Annotated in this window: 11 protein-coding genes; 8 read left to right on the top strand and 3 right to left on the bottom strand. The window is 67.8% G+C overall.

Going from position 1 to position 19,726, the window contains the following annotated elements; all coding sequences use genetic code 11:
• Window positions 1–459 precede the first annotated feature (459 nt).
• Entirely contained in the window at window positions 460–3,291 is a 2,832-nt protein-coding gene (locus EAH76_RS11090) for an Rne/Rng family ribonuclease (protein WP_241659637.1), read from the top strand.
• 203 nt (window positions 3,292–3,494) lie between these two features.
• Here EAH76_RS11090 and acs read toward each other — a convergent pair whose 3' ends face one another.
• The gene (gene acs / locus EAH76_RS11085; RefSeq protein ID WP_140850237.1) at window positions 3,495–5,435 is read right to left on the bottom strand and encodes an acetate--CoA ligase; all 1,941 of its coding nucleotides are present in this window, start codon (window positions 5,433–5,435) and stop codon (window positions 3,495–3,497) included.
• A gap of 122 nt (window positions 5,436–5,557) precedes the next feature.
• Here acs and EAH76_RS11080 point away from each other — a divergent pair, with 122 nt between their 5' ends.
• On the top strand, window positions 5,558–6,574 hold the full coding sequence (locus EAH76_RS11080; RefSeq protein ID WP_140850236.1) for an NAD-dependent epimerase/dehydratase family protein: 1,017 nt from the start codon (window positions 5,558–5,560) through the stop codon (window positions 6,572–6,574).
• A 144-nt stretch (window positions 6,575–6,718) separates the two neighbouring features.
• Window positions 6,719–8,548 carry a cobaltochelatase subunit CobT gene (cobT, locus tag EAH76_RS11075; protein WP_140850235.1) on the top strand — a complete coding sequence of 610 codons (1,830 nt, stop codon included), beginning with the start codon at window positions 6,719–6,721 and terminating at the stop codon, window positions 8,546–8,548.
• A 110-nt stretch (window positions 8,549–8,658) separates the two neighbouring features.
• On the opposite strand, the gene EAH76_RS11070 is transcribed toward cobT, so the two are convergent.
• Window positions 8,659–9,456: a COG4705 family protein gene (locus EAH76_RS11070; RefSeq protein ID WP_140850234.1), complete on the bottom strand. Its 798-nt coding sequence runs from the start codon at window positions 9,454–9,456 to the stop codon at window positions 8,659–8,661.
• 127 nt (window positions 9,457–9,583) lie between these two features.
• Between EAH76_RS11070 and EAH76_RS11065 the strand changes: the two genes are divergently transcribed.
• The 5 genes from EAH76_RS11065 to EAH76_RS11045 are packed head-to-tail and all read left to right on the top strand — an operon-like array spanning window position 9,584 to window position 14,912.
• Window positions 9,584–9,862, top strand: coding sequence for a ribbon-helix-helix domain-containing protein (locus EAH76_RS11065; protein WP_140850233.1), 279 nt, complete (start codon window positions 9,584–9,586; stop codon window positions 9,860–9,862).
• Between the two features lie 48 nt (window positions 9,863–9,910).
• Entirely contained in the window at window positions 9,911–12,376 is a 2,466-nt protein-coding gene (locus EAH76_RS11060; RefSeq protein WP_140850232.1) for a TonB-dependent receptor, read from the top strand.
• Entirely contained in the window at window positions 12,376–13,107 is a 732-nt protein-coding gene (locus EAH76_RS11055) for a tetratricopeptide repeat protein (protein ID WP_140850231.1), read from the top strand. The genes EAH76_RS11060 and EAH76_RS11055 overlap by 1 nt, the downstream gene beginning before the upstream one ends.
• Window positions 13,101–13,784 (top strand): Fe2+-dependent dioxygenase, encoded by a 684-nt coding sequence (locus EAH76_RS11050; protein WP_140850230.1) that lies wholly within the window; start codon window positions 13,101–13,103, stop codon window positions 13,782–13,784. The genes EAH76_RS11055 and EAH76_RS11050 overlap by 7 nt, the downstream gene beginning before the upstream one ends.
• Window positions 13,785–14,912 carry a PepSY-associated TM helix domain-containing protein gene (locus EAH76_RS11045; protein ID WP_194150973.1) on the top strand — a complete coding sequence of 376 codons (1,128 nt, stop codon included), beginning with the start codon at window positions 13,785–13,787 and terminating at the stop codon, window positions 14,910–14,912.
• A gap of 131 nt (window positions 14,913–15,043) precedes the next feature.
• On the opposite strand, the gene EAH76_RS11040 is transcribed toward EAH76_RS11045, so the two are convergent.
• Window positions 15,044–19,648 (bottom strand): NAD-glutamate dehydrogenase, encoded by a 4,605-nt coding sequence (locus EAH76_RS11040; protein ID WP_140850229.1) that lies wholly within the window; start codon window positions 19,646–19,648, stop codon window positions 15,044–15,046.
• Between the last annotated feature and the right edge of the window lie 78 nt (window positions 19,649–19,726).

The following is a 19,726-nucleotide window of genomic DNA, read 5'->3' as shown; positions in this document are numbered from 1 at the left end:
GCTAGGCGATTAGGTCGCAAGACCTCCTTGCCGGGCGCGGTTAACGCCGGGGTAGGCATGAATTTGCCGCCTGCCGGCAAAATCCTGCCAGTTGCTGCGCGCGACAGGGGATGCTACGCAATAGACAGTACCCCGATCTCTGCCTGGTTCAGGCAGCGTTCAGGGCCACTTGGCCGCCCCAATATCCTTTGGCGCGGCCCATCCAGGTTGACGTTCGCATGCTGCATTTATTCCGTCCCTCGCTCCGCCCGGCTTTCGCCGGCGGAATCGCGAGCGCGCGGGGTGCTCCAGGCCGGAAGGCGGAGCGTGCAACGCGAGCAGAGGCAGTTTTCGTAACAACCCAGGGCGGCGAACCAGGCGACCTTTTCGCCGGGGCGAGCCCTTTCATACATCGCGCGCGACCAGCGCCACGGCGCTCAGCGCCCTCGGACCCTGAGTCGCGCGACCGGAGAAGATTACATGACCACGCGTATGCTGATCGACGCACGGCACCGGGAGGAAACCCGCGTTGCTGTCGTCAAGGGAAACCGAATCGAAGAGTTTGATTTCGAGAGTGCCGAGCGCAAGCAGCTCAAGGGAAATATCTATCTGGCCAAAGTGACGCGCGTCGAGCCGTCGCTGCAGGCCGCATTCATCGATTACGGCGGCAACCGCCATGGCTTCCTCGCCTTCAGCGAGATCCATCCCGATTATTACCAGATCCCCAAGGAAGATCGCGACGCGCTCCTGCGCGAAGAGGCCGAGCATGCCGCTGAAGAAGCTGCATTGCGCGCCCAGCAGGACGCCGAAGACGATCTCCATGACGACGAACACGAAGACGATGGCTTCGAGCGCGATTCGGATATCGACGAAGCCTCGGTCGAGCGCTTCGACGACGATGGCGGGCACGAGCCCGACACCGAAGTCGTCGCCGAGGGCGAAGCGCGTGGTGGCGAAGGCCGTGGCCGTCGCCGCAAGCGTTCGGCTTCGGACGATGCCGCCGACGATCTGCAGCAGCGCCGCACCTCGCTGCGCCATCGCTACAAAATCCAGGACGTCATCCGGCGCCGCCAGGTGCTGCTCGTCCAGGTCGTCAAGGAGGAGCGCGGCAATAAGGGCGCCGCGCTGACGACGTATCTGTCGCTCGCCGGCCGCTATTGCGTGCTGATGCCCAACACGTCGCATGGCGGCGGGATCAGCCGCAAGATTTCGAACGCGGGCGATCGCAAGCGTCTGAAGTCGATCATGGCCGACATGAAGCTGCCCCCGTCGATGGGCTGCATCGTGCGCACCGCCGGGCTCCAGCGTACGCGCCAGGAGATCAAGCGCGACTTCGATTATCTCGCCCGGCTGTGGGACGGGATCCGCGAGACCACGCTCACCTCGTCGGCGCCTGCGCTCGTCTATGGCGACAGCGACCTGATGAAGCGCGCGATCCGCGACATCTACAACAAGGAGATCGACGAGGTCATCGTCGAGGGCACCGAGGGCTATCAGCACGCCCGCGAGTTCATGAAGCTCCTGATGCCGAGCCATGCGCGCAAGGTGAAGCATTACAGCGACCCCGTGCCGCTGTTCCAGCGCGCCGGCGTCGAGGAGCAATTGTCCGCGATGTACCACCCGGTGGTGCAGCTCAAGTCGGGCGGCTATCTCGTCATCAACCCGACCGAAGCCTTGGTGTCGATCGACATCAACTCGGGCCGGTCGACGCGCGAGCATTCGATCGAGCAGACCGCGACCGCGACCAATCTCGAGGCTGCCGCCGAGATCGCCCGCCAGCTGCGGCTGCGCGACATGGCCGGGCTCGTCGTCATCGACTTCATCGACATGGACAATGGGTCCAACGTCCGGAAGGTCGAGAAGGCGATGAAGGAAGCGCTCAAGAACGATCGCGCGCGCATCCAGATCGGCCGCATCTCGTCGTTCGGGCTGATGGAAATGAGCCGCCAGCGCTTGCGCACCGGCGTGCTCGAAGCCTCGACCCGGCCGTGCCCGCATTGCGAAGGGACGGGCTTCGTCCGCACCGCGTCGTCGTCGGGGATCGCCGCATTGCGCATGCTCGAGGATGAAGCCGCGCAGGGTCGCGGGTCGCAGCTGTTGCTGCGCGCGAGCCAGGAAGCGGCGTTCTACCTGCTCAACCGCAAGCGCGGCGAGCTGGCCGAGATCGAGGAGCGCTACGGCGTGATGATCGAGATCGCGCCCGACGGCGAGCAGGAGGGCGCGCGCGTCTCGGTCGAGGTCTCGGGACCGCCGCCGGCCTACACGCCGCGCTTCGATGCGCCGATCGAGGAGATCGAGGAAGATTTCGTCGAGAACGAGATCGAAGACGAGATCGAGGAAGAGGAAGAGGAGCAGCCCAAGGCCGCGCGCGAGCCGCGTGCTCCGCGCGAGCCGCGCGAGCGTAGCGAGGCTGCGGCCGGTGAGGACGAGGCCGGTTCGCGCCGTCGCCGTCGCCGTCGCGGACGTCGCGGTCGCGCACGTCCCGAGGGTGAGGGTGCCGAGGGCGAGGTGCTTGGCGATGGCGAAGTGTCCGACGCCGAGGATTCGGTCGAGGCCGAAGCCGAGCTCGAGACTGTCGAGCAGGACGGTGCTGAGCAGGACGAGGGCGCCGAGGCACCGATTGCGGCCGATGGCGACGTCGGCGGCGAAGGTGGGCGTCGTCGTCGCGGCCGTCGCGGTCGTCGCGGTGGACGTCGCAACGAGGGCGAGCAGGTCGCGAGCGACACCGGCGCGCCCGATGCCGAGGACGCGGTCGCGAGCGAAGCCGTCGAAGCCGAGGCACAAGTTGCCGAAGCACCGGTGGTCGAGCCCGAAGTCGAAGCCGAGGCCGAGGCACCCAAAAAGGGTCGCCGCCGTCCCAAGGCGCGCGATACCGAGGTGAAGGCCAAGCCCGCCAAGGCCAAGCCCGCGGCTGCACCCGTGGTCGAGGCTCCGGCCGAGGTCGCGGTTGAAGCGCCGGTCGACGCCGACGCCAAGCCGAAGCGCACGCGTCGCAAGAAGGCGGTCGAGCCCGTGGTGGCCGAAGCGGCGCCTGCGGACGAAACCAGCGCGACGATGGACGTGCCGGTGTCGGAAGAGCCGGCGCCTAAGCCCAAGCGCACGCGCAAGCCCAAGGCAGCGGCTGTCGAAGCCGTGACGCGCGAAGCGGCAGCGCCTGAAGCCGAAGCCCCGGCGGTCGTGCTGGCCGATGGCCTCGACGGTGCGGCACCCGCGGACGACGCCGCGGCCGGTCCCGACGGCGGGATCGATCCCGATCCGGGTGAAGCCGGCAGCCCGCGTCGCGGCTGGTGGCAGCGCACCTTCGGCGCATGATGAACGGGTCGCAGTCCCTTCCGAGTGAAGGGGCTGCGACCACGTCATTCTAGGTTTCTGTCCGAGACCTGGTCTTCTTCGTCACCCCGGGCCTGTCCCGGGGTCCACCGCGATGGCAATTCCGAGTCGGGGGTGCGCGCGGCACGGTGGACCCCGGGACAAGCCCGGGGTGACGGTTTGGCGTTATTGGGGGCAAACGCCCGTCACACCACCCGGTTCGCCACCAGATCATCGACCACCGCCGGATCGGCGAGCGTGCTGGTATCGCCGAGGCTCGACACGTCGCCCTCGGCGATCTTGCGCAGGATGCGGCGCATGATCTTGCCCGAGCGCGTCTTGGGCAGCCCCGGCGCAAAATGCACTTTATCAGGCGCGGCGATCGGGCCGATTTCCTTGCGCACCCAGCCGACCAGCTCCTTGCGCAGATCGTCGGACGGATCCTGCCCGGAATTGAGCGTGACATAGGCATAGATGCCCTGGCCCTTGATGTCGTGCGGCATGCCGACGACCGCGGCCTCGGCGACGTGCGGATGCAGCACTAACGCGCTCTCGACTTCGGCCGTCCCCATGCGGTGTCCCGACACGTTGATGACGTCGTCGACGCGGCCCGTGATCCAGTAATAGCCGTCCTCGTCGCGCCGCGCGCCATCGCCTGTGGTGTATTTGCCCGGATAAGTGGTGAAATAGGTCTGGAAGAAGCGATCGCTATCGCCCCACACGCCGCGCATCTGGCCCGGCCAGCTCCGCGCGATGACGAGATTGCCAGAAGCCGCGCCGTTGAGCACCACGCCCTCGGGATCGAGCAGTTGCGGGTCGATGCCCGGCAGCGGCATGGTCGCAGAACCGGGTTTCAATGCGGTCGCGCCCGGCAGCGGCGCGATCATCGCGCCGCCCGTTTCGGTCTGCCACCACGTATCGATGATCGGGCAGCGGCCTTGGCCGACCACATCGTGATACCAGCGCCACGCCTCGGGGTTGATCGGCTCGCCGACCGTGCCGAGCAGTTTCAGCGAGCTGCGGTCGGTCGCGGTGACGAAGCCGTCGCCTTCCTTCATCAGCGCACGCAAAGCCGTCGGCGCGGTGTAGAGAGTGGTGACCTTGTGGCGATCGACGATCTGCCACATCCGGCTCGCGTCGGGCCAGGTCGGCAGCCCCTCGAACATCAGCGTCGTCGCACCGTTGGCGAGCGGGCCGTACAGAATATACGTATGCCCCGTCACCCAGCCGATATCGGCGGCGCACCACCACACGTCGCCGGGGCGATAGTCGAAGGTGAGTTCGTGCGTCAGACTCGCCCACAGCAGATAGCCGCCGCTGGTGTGGAGCACGCCCTTGGGCTGGCCGGTGCTGCCCGAGGTGTAGAGGATGAAGAGCGGATCTTCGGCGCCCATCGGCTCGGGCGGGCAGGTGGTGGCGACACCCTCGGCCGCCTCGTGATACCAGACGTCGCGCTCGGCTTGCATCGTCACTGCGCCGCCGGTCGCCTTGACGACGATGACGGTGGTGAGGCCGGGCGCGTGCGCCGCGGCGGCATCGACATTGGCTTTGAGCGGAACGCGCTTGCCGCCGCGCCGGCCTTCGTCGGCGGTGATGACGATCGTCGATCCGCAATCCTCGATCCGTCCCGCGAGCGCCTCGGGCGAGAAGCCGCCGAACACCACCGAATGGATCGCCCCGATCCGCGCGCAGGCGAGCACCGCGAACGCCGCCTCGGGGATCATCGGCATGTAGATCGTGACGCGGTTGCCCTTCACCACGCCCTGGCCCTTGAGCACATTGGCGAAGCGGCACACTTCTGCATGGAGCTCGGCATAGGTGAAGCGACGCGGCTCTTCGCTGGGCTCGTCGGGTTCCCAGATCAACGCGGTCTCGCCGCCGCGCTTGGCGAGGTGCCGGTCGAGGCAGTTGGCCGACACGTTCAGCTTGCCGTCGGCAAACCAGCGGATGTGGAAATCGCTTTTGTCGAACGACCAGTCGCCCGCGATCTCGGGGCGCTTGATCCAGTCGAGCCGCTTCGCCTGGTCGAGCCAGAAGGTCCCGGGATCGGCGAGCGAGCGGCCGTACATCTGGTCATAGCCCGCGCTATCGACCCGCGCGTGCGCGGCCCATTCGGGGGGGACGGGATAGAGGTCCTGATCGGCCATTGCGCACTCTCCTGCGCGCGCCATGTGCGACGGGAGCGGGCGCCTTGGCAAGCTCAAGCGCGCTTTGCGTGTCTTGGGTTTCGTTCTACATTCGCAACGACAGGCACTTGGGGGAGCGCGTGATGACGAAGACCGTCCTGGTCACCGGCGGCAGCGGCTATATCGCGGGCTTCCTGATCCGCGATCTCGTCGCGCGCGGGTGGCACGTCCGTACGACGGTGCGTTCACTGACGCGCGAGGCCGAGGTGCGCGCGACGCTCGGCGTCGCGGACGAGGCGCTGACCTTTTTCGCCGCCGACCTGCTCGACGATACCGGTTGGGCCGAGGCGGTTGCCGGGTGCAGCCATGTCGCGCACGTCGCCTCGCCCTTCCCGGCGGCGGCGCCGAAGAGCGACGACGAACTCGTCGTCCCGGCGCGCGAAGGGGCGCTGCGCGCGCTGCGTTTCGCGCAGGCGGCGGGGGTGTCGCGGTTCGTGCTGACATCGTCGGTGGCGGCGGTCGCCTATGGGCATGGCAGCGACGTGCGCGCCTATACCGAAGCCGACTGGACCGATCCGACCGCGCCCGGTGTCGGCGCCTATATCAAGTCCAAGACGATCGCCGAGCGCGCCGCGCGCGACTGGATGGCGGCGCAGGGCGGCGCGATGGAGTTCTGCTCGGTCAACCCCTCGGCAGTGCTGGGACCGTTGCTCAGCGATGATTTCTCGACCTCGCTCCAGATCGTCCAGCGCCTGCTCGACGGCTCGATGCCGGGAATGCCGCGGCTCGGCTTCGCGGTGGTCGATGTCCGCGATCTGGCGGCGCTGCATGTCCTTGCGCTCCAGACGCCGGGGCTCGACGGCGAACGCCTCATCGCGGCCGGCCCATTCATGTGGATGAAGGACGTCGCGGCGATCCTGCGCGATGGTCTCGGGCCGCAGGCGCGCAAGGTCCCGAAGCGCAGCATTCCCGATTTCGTCGTGCGCCTGCTCGCGCTGTTCGACTCGACGATCCGCCAGATCACCGACGAGCTTGGCCGTACGCGCGCTGTCGATTCGGGCCATGCGCTCGCACGACTGGACTGGAAGACGCGCGACGTCCGCACGACGATCCTCGATACCGCGCATAGCCTGATCGAGCGCGGTATCGTCAAAGTGTGAGCTTTCGTCGCGCCAAACCCCCGTTGCGTGGCGCGTGGCCGAAGATTGCGGCTTTCCGGAACGCCCTCATCTGATAGCAGGGGCGGATGATCTATCGCTCTGCTCCTCCTGCCTACGGGCGCGCCATCGTGTCGGAGGTGCCCCATGGCCGCTGATACCCCGCTCGATCGCTTCAAGGCGGTGCTCGGCGGCACCGCGCGCGCGGTCGCGCACGAGCCCGAGATCGAGCTCGCCTTCACCGCCGACGCGCCCGCGCAAAGCGGCAAGCATATCAAGGTGCCGATGCCCGCGCGGACGCTCCCGCCCGAGCAGGTCGCCGAGGCACGCGGCTTCGCCGACGGCTTCGCGCTGCGGCTGCGCCACCACGATATCGCGCTTCACGCCAAGACCGCGCCGAACGAAGCCGTCGCGCGCGCGGTGTTCGACGCGGTCGAGACCGCGCGGGTCGAGGCGCTCGGCAGCCGCGGCTATGCCGGGATCACCGCCAATCTCGACGTCGCGCTCGAAACGCGGCTGCGCGCCGATCCGATCACGCGCGCGCGTAACCGCGACGAAGTGCCGCTGTCGACCGCGCTCGCGCTGATGGTGCGCGAGCGCCTCACCGGCGCGGCGCCGCCCGAGGGAACGATCGCCGGGCTCGACCTGGTGCGCGACTGGATCGAGCAGAAGGCGGGTCGCGACCTCGACGCACTCGGCCTCGCGATCGACGACCAGCGCGCCTTTGCCGGGCTCGCCACCAAGCTGCTCGAGGATCTCGAGCTGATCGAAGGCGACATGATCCCTGACGAGGCCGACGAAGGCGGTTCGGAGGAAGAAGGCGCCGAGGAACAGCAGGACGACCAAGGCGACGAAGGCGAGGACGAAGGCGAACAGGGCCGGGGCGAGATCGAGGCGCGCGGCTCCGAAAGCGACGCCGAGAGCGAGGAAGGCGAGGGCACCGAGCGCGGCGACGATTCGTTCGACGACATGGACGGCGAGCCCGGCGACGAAGGCGAGGAGGGGATGCTCCCGGTTCGCCCCAACCGCCCGCTGTCCGACCCGGCGGCGCAGTTCGACTATAAGGCGTGGACCACCACCTATGACGAGGTGATCGCGGCGACCGATCTGTGCGACGCCGACGAACTCCAGCGGCTGCGCTCGTATCTCGACCAGCAGCTCGTCCATCTCCAGGGTGCGGTGACCAAGCTCGCCAACCGGCTCCAGCGCCGGCTGATGGCGCAGCAGAACCGCAGCTGGGACTTCGACCAGGAGGAGGGCATCCTCGACGCCGCGCGGCTGGCGCGGATCATCGTCAACCCGACGCTGTCGCTGAGCTACAAGATCGAGCGTGAGACCGATTTCCGCGACACCGTCGTCACGCTGCTGATCGACAATTCGGGGTCGATGCGCGGCCGCCCGATCTCGATCGCGGCGATCAGCGCCGACATCCTCGCGCGCACGCTCGAGCGCTGCGGCGTCAAGACCGAGATCCTCGGCTTCACCACGCGCGCCTGGAAGGGCGGGCAGAGCCGCGAGACGTGGCTCGCCGCGGGGCGCCCGCCGCAGCCGGGACGGCTCAACGACGTGCGCCACATCGTCTACAAGAAGGCCGACGAACCGTGGCGCCGTGCGCGCCCGTCGCTCGGGCTGATGATGCGCGAGGGGCTGCTCAAGGAGAATATCGACGGCGAGGCGCTGCTCTGGGCGCATTCGCGGCTGATCGCGCGGCCCGAGGAGCGCAAGATCCTGATGGTCATCTCGGACGGCGCGCCGGTCGACGATTCGACGCTGTCGGTCAATTCCGGGTCGTATCTCGAGCGCCATCTGCGGCAGGTGATCGGCTGGATCGAGTCGAAATCGCCGGTCGAGCTGGCGGCGATCGGGATCGGGCATGACGTCACGCGATACTATGCGCGCGCGGTGACGATCATGGATGCGGAGCAACTTGGGGGCACGATCATCGAGCAGTTGGCGGCGTTGTTCGATACGCCGTGACGGGGGACGGTGCGGCGGCGAGGCCGTCGCGGCAGAATAGAGCGTCTGGGCGCGGCGTCGTTCGATTTCGCAATGGCGTCGCCCGAATCCGTCGCAGCCGCTCCAGAGCGCTACGCCCGCCGCCCGTGCCCCCCGCCGGCGCGCTGTGGCACGAACAGGATCAGCAGCGCGATGGCGAGTGCGAGGCACCCGGTCGCAAGCGGGCGACTGAATTCCAAACCGCCTTTCGCGAAGGGTTTGTCGAGAAAATCTCCCACGGTTGCGCCGAGCGGTCGCGTGAGAATGAACGCCGCCCAGAAGAGCAGCACGCGCGAGGTCCTGGTTGCTAGATACAGCACGCCCAACAGCGCCAATGCCGCCCCGAACAGCAAGGCGCCGCCTGAATATCCGAGCGCGCCATCGGCCACCCAGTCGCCGAGAGCCGTGCCGAGCGTCTGGGAGAAGGTGATGGTGATCCAGTAGAACGTCTCGGCCCGTGCAGTGTCAATCGCGTCGACATCGACGGTTCCGACCGCCCGATACCATGTAAAAAGCGACGCGAGCATTAGGCTCAACAGCAAGACGGAACCGCCGGGATACCCCAAGCCGACGGATCGTGTCGCAAAGTCGGCCAGCGTTGTCCCTGCGGTCGTCGATGCGATGATCGTCGCCCAGTACAACCACGGGTGAAAGCGCCGCGCCCTGATCTGAAACCAGACAAAGCCCACCAGAAACAGCCCGAAAAAAGCTGTGCCGACGAGATACCCGTTCAGCCCAGCGTTGCCGGCGCGTGGGGTGGTCTCGCCCAGCCACCCCATGCTCACCGCATCGCCAGCGGTTTCGCCGAGCGTCGTCGCAAGGATCTTGATGATCCAGAATGCGAGCGTCAGGGCAGGCACCTTGCTAACCCCGGAGAGCGGATCTTTCATTGCCAACACGCTCCAGCGGACTTCTCGACGATGGTGGTATCAGGTGATCGCCACTTGTCCGCAAGCCGTCGATCCCGGCGGTCAGCTATTTTAAGCCAGCCGGCGGCGCGCATGGTATGTCGATGGCATGACCGTCACGCCACCCGCCGCCGGCTTTATCGGCCCCGTCAAACGCTCGGTGACGATCGCGGGCCATGCCACGTCGATCAGCCTCGAACCGATCTTCTGGCGTGCACTCGAAGAAGCGGCGGCCCGTCGCGCGCTACCGCTCAATGCCCTGATAGCCCAGATCGATGCGTTACGGATCGTCGCCGAAGACCCGCCAAACCTGGCCAGTGCGCTGCGAAGCTGGATCCTGTCCGACTTGTGTAGCATCAATAGTGATAATCATTCGCAACAACATTGACAATGAGAGTGACTCGCAATAGCGAGATTTCCATAAGGGGAAATCGCTTTGACACTCTCTACCGTTCGCAAGCCCGTCTATCTCGCGCTGTCATGCGTCGGCGCATTCGCCAGCCTTCCGGCGTTCGCCGATGATGCGCCGCCGGCCCCCGCAAACGACGCCGATCCCGACGCCAAGCTCGACATTATCGTCCATGGCCAGCGCCGTCCCGACCCCAAGCAGGTGGCGCCGCTGCTCGACACGCCCAAGTCGATTCTCGTGCTCAACAAGGACACGATCGCGCAGACCGGCTCGAACAGCCTCGCCGACGCGCTGCGCACCGTGCCCGGCATCACCTTCGGCGCGGCCGAGGGCGGCAATCCGATCGGCGACCGGCCGTTCATTCGCGGCTTCGACAGCCAGGGCAGCATCTATGTCGACGGCGTGCGCGACCTCGCCTCGCAGAGCCGCGAAGTGTTCGCCGTCGATTCGGTGCAGATCGTGCGCGGCTCGGATTCGACGCTCGGCGGGCGTGGCAGCGCGGGCGGCACGATCAACATCATGTCGAAACTGCCGCAGGCGAGCACCTTCGGCTCGGCGAGCGCCTCGTACGGCAATGCCGATTACAAGCGCGTCACCGCCGATCTCAACGTCCGCGTCAGCGACACCGCAGCGTTCCGGATCGAGGGCGTGTGGCACGACCAGAACGTCGCCGGGCGCGATGCGGTGTATGCGCGGCGCTGGGGCATCGCCCCGAGCTTCACGCTCGGGCTCGGCACGCCGACGCGCCTCACGGTCGGCTTCTATCGGCTCGAGAGCCATGAGCTCCCCGACAGCGGCATCCCCTATCTCAACGTCTGTTCGGCGACCAATTGCGCGCTGCCCGCGGGCAATTTCTTCGCGACGCCCGCGATCGGCACCGTCACGACGCGCGGCGGCCAGACCGGCACGATCTCGCGCAACACTTTCTACGGCCTCAAGGATCGCGATTTCCGCGATGCGACGACCAACCAGGCGACGCTGCGGGTCGAGCATGATTTCGGCAGCGGGATCACGCTGCGCAACACCGCGCGCTTCAACCACGATACGCAGGCCTATATCTTCCTGCTGCCCGACGACAGCACGGGCAATGTCTACGGCACGACCACGACCAACACCGGCAGCAATCTGACGAGCGGCGGCTATGTCTGGCGGCGCGCGAATACGCGCTATGGCTATAGCAAGGCGCTGATCAACCAGACCGATCTGAGCGGCACGTTCACGACCGGCAGCATCAAGCACAGCTTCGCGGCCGGCGCCGAACTGGCGTGGGAGAAGACGCGGCGCGGCACCTATGTCGTCGCGTCGGGCTCGACGCTGACGCCGCGCTGCACGACCGAGTCGGTCGCGCGCTATTATTGCACGAGCCTGTTCAACCCGAACCCCAACGACCCGTGGGTCAATTACACCAGCGACACGTCGAGCGTGCAGACGCCGATCGTGCGCGGCGCAAGCAACACCGAGACGCAGAACGACGCGCAGACGGTTGCGCTCTACGGCTTCGACTCGATCACGCTGCTCCCGCAGCTGATCCTCAATGTCGGCGCGCGGTTCGATCGGTTCAAATCGACGGTGACGCTGCCCTTTGCGGTCGGCGCGGTGCCGCTACGCGTGTCGCGCACCGACGAGCTGTTCAACTGGCAGGCCGGGCTCGTCTTCAAGCCGACCAAGGAAACCAGCCTCTACGCGAGCTACGCCACCGCCGCGACGCCGCCGAACAGCCTGCTCGGCGAGGGGCGCGAGGATAATGCGCTGCCGACGACCACCGCCACGCTGAGCGTGCTCGACTCGCTCAAGGTCCAGAAGACCAAGTCGTACGAGGTCGGCGCCAAGGCCAATGTGTTCCACGAAAAGCTCGCGCTCGCCGCAGCCGTGTTCCAGACCGACATCCAGAACGCGCGCGTCACCGCCGACAGCGGCAGCGTCGCCTTTATCGGCAGCACGCGCATCCGCGGGCTCGAGCTGACCGCCTCGGGCGCGGTCCTGCCAGGGTGGACGGTGTTCGGCGGCTATACCTATCTCGATGCCAAGGTCGTCGACGGCGGGCTGAGCGCGCTCAGCGTTGCCGCGAATGGTGCTGCGGCGGCGAAGACGGTCTATGTCACCTCGGTCAACACCGGCAAGCAGGTCCCGCAGATCGCCAAGCACAGCTTCACCGCGACGACCAATTACGAGGTCACCAAGCGCTTCCAGCTCGGCGGCAGCGCGATCTATTCGAGCCGCGTCTATGGCGGTTATGCCGACAATCGCAGTGCGACCCAAAACGCGGCAGGCGTGGTGACGGTTACGCCCGCGACCGTCCAGTTCGCGCGCGGCGTGCCCGCCTATTGGCGCTTCGATGCGCGCGCGAGCTATCAGCTGACGCCCAACCTGCAGCTCTCGGTCAATGCGCAGAACCTGACCGACAAGGTCTATTTCAACCAGACCTTCACCAACCATTATGCCGCGATCGCGCCAGGGCGCACGGTGTTCGGCACCGTCACGGCCAAGTTCTGATGGAAGATGTGACGACGCTGTCGCGCGACGAGATCGCCGCGCGACTCGCTGCGCCGCCTGCGGAGCGCGCGGCGTTCATCCGCGCCTGTGCCGAAGCGGGCGAGGCCGAGGCGCAGGCGGTGTACGGGCAGATGCTGCTCGACGGGATCGGTGTCGCCAAGGATCCCGCCGCAGCGCTCGGCTGGTTCGTGCGCGCCGCGGCACAGCATCACCTTATGGCGATCAACATGGTCGGGCGCTGCTACGATCTCGGCTGGGGCACCGTGCCCGACAAGGTGCGCGCGGCGGATTGCTACCGCATCGCCGCCGAGCGTGGGCTCGACTGGGGGATGTACAATTACGCGACCTTGCTCGCGCTCGGCGACGGTGTGGCCGAGGACAGACAGGCGGCGCTGGCGTGGTTCCGTAAGGCTGCCGCACTCGGCAATGCGAAGGCGATCAACTTCGTCGGCAGCTTCCACGAGGATGGTTGGGTGGTCGAGCGCGACATGGCAGCGGCGGCGCTCTGCTACGCGCGCGCCGCGCAGGGCGGAGATTTTCGCGGCGCGTTCAACCATGCGCGGATGCTCGGCGCGGCGGGTCGGATCGACGATGCGATCGGCTGGCTCAAGCGCGCCGGTGCGAGCGCGACACCGGCGTTCGTCGAGAAAGCCGCGGCGTGGCTCGCCACATCCGAGTTGCCGGCGTTTCGCGTGCGCGGTGTCCAGGCGATCCGGGCGGCAGCATGCTGACCGTCATCCCGGACTTGCTCGATGCGGCACAGGTCGCTGCGTTGCGCGCGACGATCGATGCCGCCGACTGGATCGACGGCAACGCCACGTCAGGCCATCAGTCCGCGCTCGCCAAGCAGAATGCGCAATTGCCTGAGGATTCGGAGGCCGCGCGCAAGGGCGGGGCGATCGTGCTCGACGCGCTGGCGGCGTCGCCGCTGTTCGTCGCGGCGGCACTGCCGCTCAAGGTCTTCCCGCCGCTGTTCAACCGCTACGCGACCGGTGACGGTTTCGGCGCGCATGTCGACAGCGCGATCCGCATCCGGCGCGGCAGCGACTATCGCATCCGCAGCGACCTGTCGGCGACGCTCTTCCTCGCCGATCCCGACAGCTATGACGGCGGCGAGCTCGTCGTCCAGACGCAGTTCGGCGAGCAGAGCGTCAAGCTGCCCGCCGGGCAGATGGTGCTCTACCCGGCGTCGAGCCTGCACCATGTAGCGCCGGTCACGCGCGGGGTGCGTGTCGCGTCGTTCTTCTGGATCCAGTCGATGGTGCGCGATAGCGATGCGCGCGCGATGCTGTTCGAGCTCGATACCGCGATCCAGTCGGTCGGTGCGCGGCTGGGGCAGGGGGACGCCGAGATCGTCCGGCTGACCGGCGTCTATCACAATCTGTTACGCCGATGGGCGGAGGTCTGAGTGAGCAAGATCGGAATGCGCAACGCCTGGTTCCAGGTGCACAAATGGATCGGGCTGCTCCTTGCCGTGCTGATCATCCCGCTCTCGGTGACGGGGGCGGCCTTAGTGTGGGACGACGCGCTCGACCATGCGCTCAACCCGCAACGCTACGCGACGAGCGGAAGCGGGCTTCTGCCGATGCAGCGCTATGTCGCGGCGGCGCGCGGCGTGCTTGCGCGGGGCGACCGGATCGCCTCGCTCGCGCTGCCGGCGGCGGCGGGCGAGCCCGTCATCGTGGTCGCGAGCGTGGCCGCCAAGCCCAAGCGCATGGCCGGACCACCGCCGCGCAAGACCGTGTGGATCGATCCCGCGACCGCGCGCGTGCTCGACAGCGCGGGGAGCGGGGGCGGGCTGATCCGCACCTTCCACATGATCCACGGATCGCTGATGATTCCGGGTGTCGGACGGCAGGTGGTCGGCTGGATCGGCGTCGCGATGCTGGTTTCGTCGCTGTCGGGGCTGTGGCTGTGGTGGCCGACGGTCGGGCGCTGGGTGCGCGGGCTTCGTTGGCGGCGGCACCGCAACATTGACACCAATCTGCATCATCTGCTCGGCTTCTGGATCGCGTTGCCGCTCTTCGTTCTGTCGCTCACCGGCGCTTGGATTTCGTTCCCGCAGGTGTTCGGCGGGGCGCAGGGTGGGGTGCAGGGCGGGGCGGGCGGCAGGCCCGGTGCGCGGCCGGGTGGTCAGCGCCCGCTGCCGCTCGCGACACCGAAGCTCGCGCTCGACGCGGTGATCGCGCGTGGCATCGCCGCGTCGCCGGGCGCGATCACCAAGATCGATTGGCCGACCGATCAGAAGCCGGTGTGGAAAATCGCGCTTGCGCAGGGGGATCGCGCGATCACCGTCGCCGATGATGACGGTACCGCCAAGCTCGTGCCGCCGCCGCGCGAACCGCTCGCGCGGACGATGCGGCGGATCCACGACGGTACCGGGATGGGGCTCGTCTGGCAGATCTTGATCTTCCTCGGCGGATTGCTCCCCGCGATCCTGGCGGTGACCGGGATCATCATGTGGTGGCGCTCGCGCGGCTGGCGCGCGCAGCTCAAGGCACGACAGCGCGCGCGGGTTGAAGCTGTCGCGACGTGATCCTGCGCGATCGATAGTTCCCGTCACCCCGGGCTCGTCCCGGGGTCCACCGTGCCGCGCGACCTGCCTCGGCAGCTCGAGTGGTACGGTAGACCCCGGAACAGCTCCGGGGTGACGGTTTGGGCGGGCCGTTACCGCCCCAGCAACACCCGCGCCTGGCCTGCGATCTGCGCGAGCATCGCGGCATTCGGCGCCGGCGCTAGCCGTGCGCGATCGACCACCGCCTTGAACTGCGCGACGCGCCCGGCATTCTCGGCGAGCCAGCGCTCGACCAGCGCCTGAGGATCGCCCGCAACACCGTTCGCCCCGCGGCCGAGGAACTCGAGCCGCAACTGCTGGAAGTCGCGCGCGAGGCCCGCGATGAGCAGCCGCTCCCACGGATCGCTCGACGCGATCCGCGCGGCATTGGCCTGCGCCCAGTCGAGCCCGAGCGCTTGCCCCAACCGCGTGAACGCGCGCGTCAGCACCGTCTCGTCGATCCCGAGCCGCTCGCCCAGATCGGCGAGGCCGACCGCGCCGTCGAGTTCGAACAGCCGCACGACCTTCTGCACCAATTTGGTCGGCGCGCCTGCCGTCTCGAGCGTCGATGCGATCCGCGCACTCTGCGCGCTCGCTTCCTCGAGCAGCAGCGCCTTGGTCTGCTTGTCGAGCGCGCGAATGCCCTTCGACAGCCGCGCGAGCACCTCGCCCGGCCCGGTGCCGCTGCGCGTGACGCGGAGCAGATCGGCGATCTGCGAACGCGTCGCCACCGCGACCTCGTCGAACAGCGCGATCCGCGCCGCTTCGGGCATCTCGGCGGTCTCGATCTCGCGCCACAGAGCGGGAAGGTCGAACAGCCGCTCGGCGACGACGAAGTTCGCCGCGATGTCGCTCATCGCCGCGCCTTCCTCCTCGGCCAGCTCGAACGGATAGAGCACGCCCATCCGGTTGACGATGCGGTTGGCGAGCTTGGTCGCGACGATCTCGCCGCGCAGGCGATGCTGGTCGATCGCGGCGCCGAACTTCTTGCGCATCGCCGGCGGGAAGGCGGCGTGGAGATCGGGGACGAGCTCGGGATCGAGCCCCAACTCCGATTGCTCGATCGCCGCCTGCAGCGCGAGCTTGGCGGTCGCCAGCAGCACGGCAAGCTCGGGCCGCGTCAGCCCACGCCCTTCGGCCGAGCGGCGCAGCAGATCGTCATTGCCCGCCAGCCCCTCGACGACGCGGTCGAGCGAGCCGCCTGCCTCGAAGATCTCGATCAGCCGGACATAGCTCGGCACGTCGCGCGCGCCGTCGGCCTCGGCGATCGACAAAGCGAGCGTCTGCAGCCGATTGTCCTCGAGCACGATGTGCGCGACGTCGTCGGTCATGCTGGCGAGGAAGCTGTTGCGCTTCTCATAGCCGAGCCGGCCCTCGATCATCTCGCGATTGAGCGCGATCTTGATGTTGACCTCGTTATCCGAGCAATCGACGCCTGCGGAATTGTCGATGAAGTCGGTGTTGATCCGCCCGCCATAGGCCGAAAACGCGATGCGCGCGGCCTGCGTGACGCCCAAATTCGCACCTTCGCCGATCGCGGTGGCGCGCAGGTCCTCGGCATCGACGCGCAGGCGGTCGTTCGCCGGATCGCCGACCGCGATATTGTTCTCGGCACGCGCTTTCACATAGGTGCCGATGCCGCCGAACCAGATCAGATCGACCGGGGCTTTCAGGATCAGCGATATCAAAGCACCGGGTTCGATCTCGCTCGCCTCGATACCCAGCGCGGCGCGGATCTGCTTGGAGAGCTTGATGACCTTGTCGGTGCGCGCGAACACGCCGCCGCCCTTCGAGATGATCGACGTGTCGTAATCCGCCCAGGACGAGCGCGGCAGGGCGAACATGCGTTCGCGCTCGGCCCAGCTTGCCGCGGGATCGGGATCGGGATCGAGGAAGATGTGGCGATGGTCGAACGCCGCGACGATCTTGAGCGTCTGGCTGAGCAGCATGCCGTTGCCGAACACGTCGCCCGACATGTCGCCGCAGCCGACGACGCGGATCGGCTGCGTCTGCACGTCGAGCCCTCGCTCGGCGAAGTGGCGCTGGACCGAGACCCACGCGCCCTTGGCGGTGATGCCCATCGCCTTGTGGTCGTATCCGACCGAGCCGCCGCTGGCGAAGGCATCGCCAAGCCAGAAATTATGCTCGAGCGCGATCGCATTGGCGACGTCGGAGAAGGTCGCGGTGCCCTTGTCGGCGGCGACGACGAAATAGGGATCGTCGCCGTCATGGATCACGACGTCGGCGGGATGCACCACCGCGCCCTCGACGATATTGTCGGTGATCGACAGCAAGGTCCGGATGAACACGCGGTAGCTCTCGGTCCCCTCGGCAAGCCACGCATCGCGGTTCGACGCGAGCGGGAGCTGCTTGGGATAGAAGCCACCCTTCGCACCGGTCGGCACGATCACGGCGTTCTTGACGCGCTGCGCCTTCATCAGCCCGAGGATTTCCGTACGGAAATCGTCGCGCCGGTCGGACCAGCGCAGGCCCCCACGCGCGACCGGGCCGGCGCGCAGATGGATGCCCTCGACCCGCGGCGAATAGACCCAGATCTCGCGCCATGGCACGGGGGCGGGGAGGCCGGGGATCAGATGGCTGTCGAGCTTGAACGCCAGCGCGGTCTGCCCGGCAGTGGCGAAGGCGTTGGTGCGCAGCGTCGCCGCGATCACACTGCGCAAGCTGCGCAGGATGCGGTCGTCGTCGATCGCCGAGACCGCGTCGAGCCCGGTGTCGATCGCCGCATCGGCGGCTTCGACGCCGGTGCGCGCGTGTGCCGGATCGTGCGCGGCGGCAAACCGCTCGATCAGCGCCGCCGCCACCTCGGGCGCGCGGCGCAGCGCATCGACCACGGTGACGAGGCCGTAGGTCAGCCCTGCCTGGCGCAGATAGCGGAACCAGGCGCGGAACAGCAGCACCGACGCCGGCGCCATCGCGGCATCGACGATCAGCCGGTTGAACGCGTCGTTCTCGGCCTTGCCCTCAAGCACCGCCTGGATCGCATCCTCGAGCACCGTCGTATCCGCCGAGAGCCGCACGCCGGCGGCCTCGACGAGGAACTCATGGACGAAGCCCTTCTCGTCATCGGCGAGCGCGGTCGGCAGTTCCTCGATCACGCGGAAGCCGAAATTCTCGAGCACCGGGACCGCGTCGGACAAAGCGAGCGCGCCGCCCTGGCGATAGATCTTCAACCGCGCCGCGCCTTTCGCGTCGCGGTACATCCGCACCGAGCGATCCTCGGGAGTTTCGAGCCGCGCGAGGCGGATGATGTCCTGCGCCGCTTCCTCGGCGGCGTTGGCCGCGCGATAGCCTGCCGGGAAGGTCGCCGCGTGGCGCAGCGCCAGTCGCGTCGCGCGGGCCGGCTCGACCAGTTCGGCCAGCGCCGCCTCGACCGCGGGGACCCAGCCGCGCACCATCCGCGCTATCCGCGCATCGAGCGCAGCCGTATCGGGCATCACCCCGCCGCCGCGCACGTCGATCGTGAAGCGGATCAGCGCGGTGACGTCGTCCATTGCGATCGCCCAGTTGAGCAGCCCGCCATGCGCCGCCTCGACCAGCAAGTCGCCGATCGCGATCCGTCGCGCGGTGGTGAGGTCGTCGCGCGGCAGCCAGACGAACGCGAACAGATGTCGCCCGAGCACGCTGCGCACCAGCACGAGCTTCGGCCGCGGGCGGTCCGCCAGCGACATCGCGGTAAGCGCGACCTCTTCGAGCGCTTCGGGGGTGAAGGCGGTGATCAGATCGTGCGGCAGCGCGGCGAGCGCATGCGTCAGCGCCTTGCCGGTATGGCCCTTGGGGTCGAAGCCGAACTTCTTTTCGAGGTCGGCGAGATGCTTGCGCAGCACCGGCACGTCCTGCGGCGCGGCGCTGAGCGCGCTGCTCGTCCACAGACCGGCATGGATCGAAACGCCGACGATCTTCTTTTTCTCGCGCACCGGCACCACCGCGAGATCGAGCGGGAGATGGCGATGCACGCTCGAGATGAGGTTGGACTTGAGCAGCAGCGGTGCCTCGCCGCCCTTTTCGAACCATTCGATCGCCAGCGCCCGCGATGCCTCGGCAAGCATCGGGACTGGCTGCGGGTTGCGCGCCAGGCCAAGCGTCGTCTCGGTCGTGCCGCGCCATAACTCGTGGCCGAGCAAGGTGAAGTTGCGGTCGAGCAGCCAGGCGAGCATCGCAGCGCCTTCGCCCGGCGGGAGCGCGGCGATGTCCTCCGCCATCGCGTCCTGCAACGCCTGCCAGTCCTGCACCGCGGCGCGGACATCGGCGAGGTTGCGCTCGAGCGTGGCGACCAGATCGCGTCGGTCACGCGCATCGGCGCGCTCGAGCTCGATATAGATCATCGATTCGGCGGGGCCCGAATCATCGACGCTGACCAGTTGCCCGTTCGCGTCGCGCGTCACGCCGAGCACGGGGTGGATGATCCGGTCGATCGAGATGTCGTGCGCGCCGATCGTCGCGGCGATCGAATCGACCAGGAAGGGCATGTCGTCATTGACGATCGCGAGGCGCATCCGCCGCCGCGGGTCGGTGCCCGGCAGCGGTTCGAGCGCGACCTTGGCGGTGCCGGGACTGCGCTGCTCGGCGGTCGCGGCGACGAACGCGGCAGCGTCGAGTCGCTCGGTCTTGCCGAACCCCTGTATTTCGCCCGGAAGCGCACCCTTGGTCAGCCGGGCAGCGAGCGTGTCCGACAGCGATTTCAGCGTGGTTTTAGCCATGGGCGCTCCTATGCGCCCGACACTGCGCGACCTCAAGACTTGTGGCGCTGCACAATTTCGGGCGGGGGCACACCGCCC

Source organism: Sphingomonas glacialis (assembly GCF_006439055.1).
In the GTDB taxonomy this organism is placed as follows: Bacteria; Pseudomonadota; Alphaproteobacteria; order Sphingomonadales; family Sphingomonadaceae; genus Sphingomonas; species Sphingomonas glacialis_A.
The sequence above is the reverse complement of the archived record's forward strand: the minus strand, read 5'-3'. Positions and strand labels throughout refer to the sequence as shown.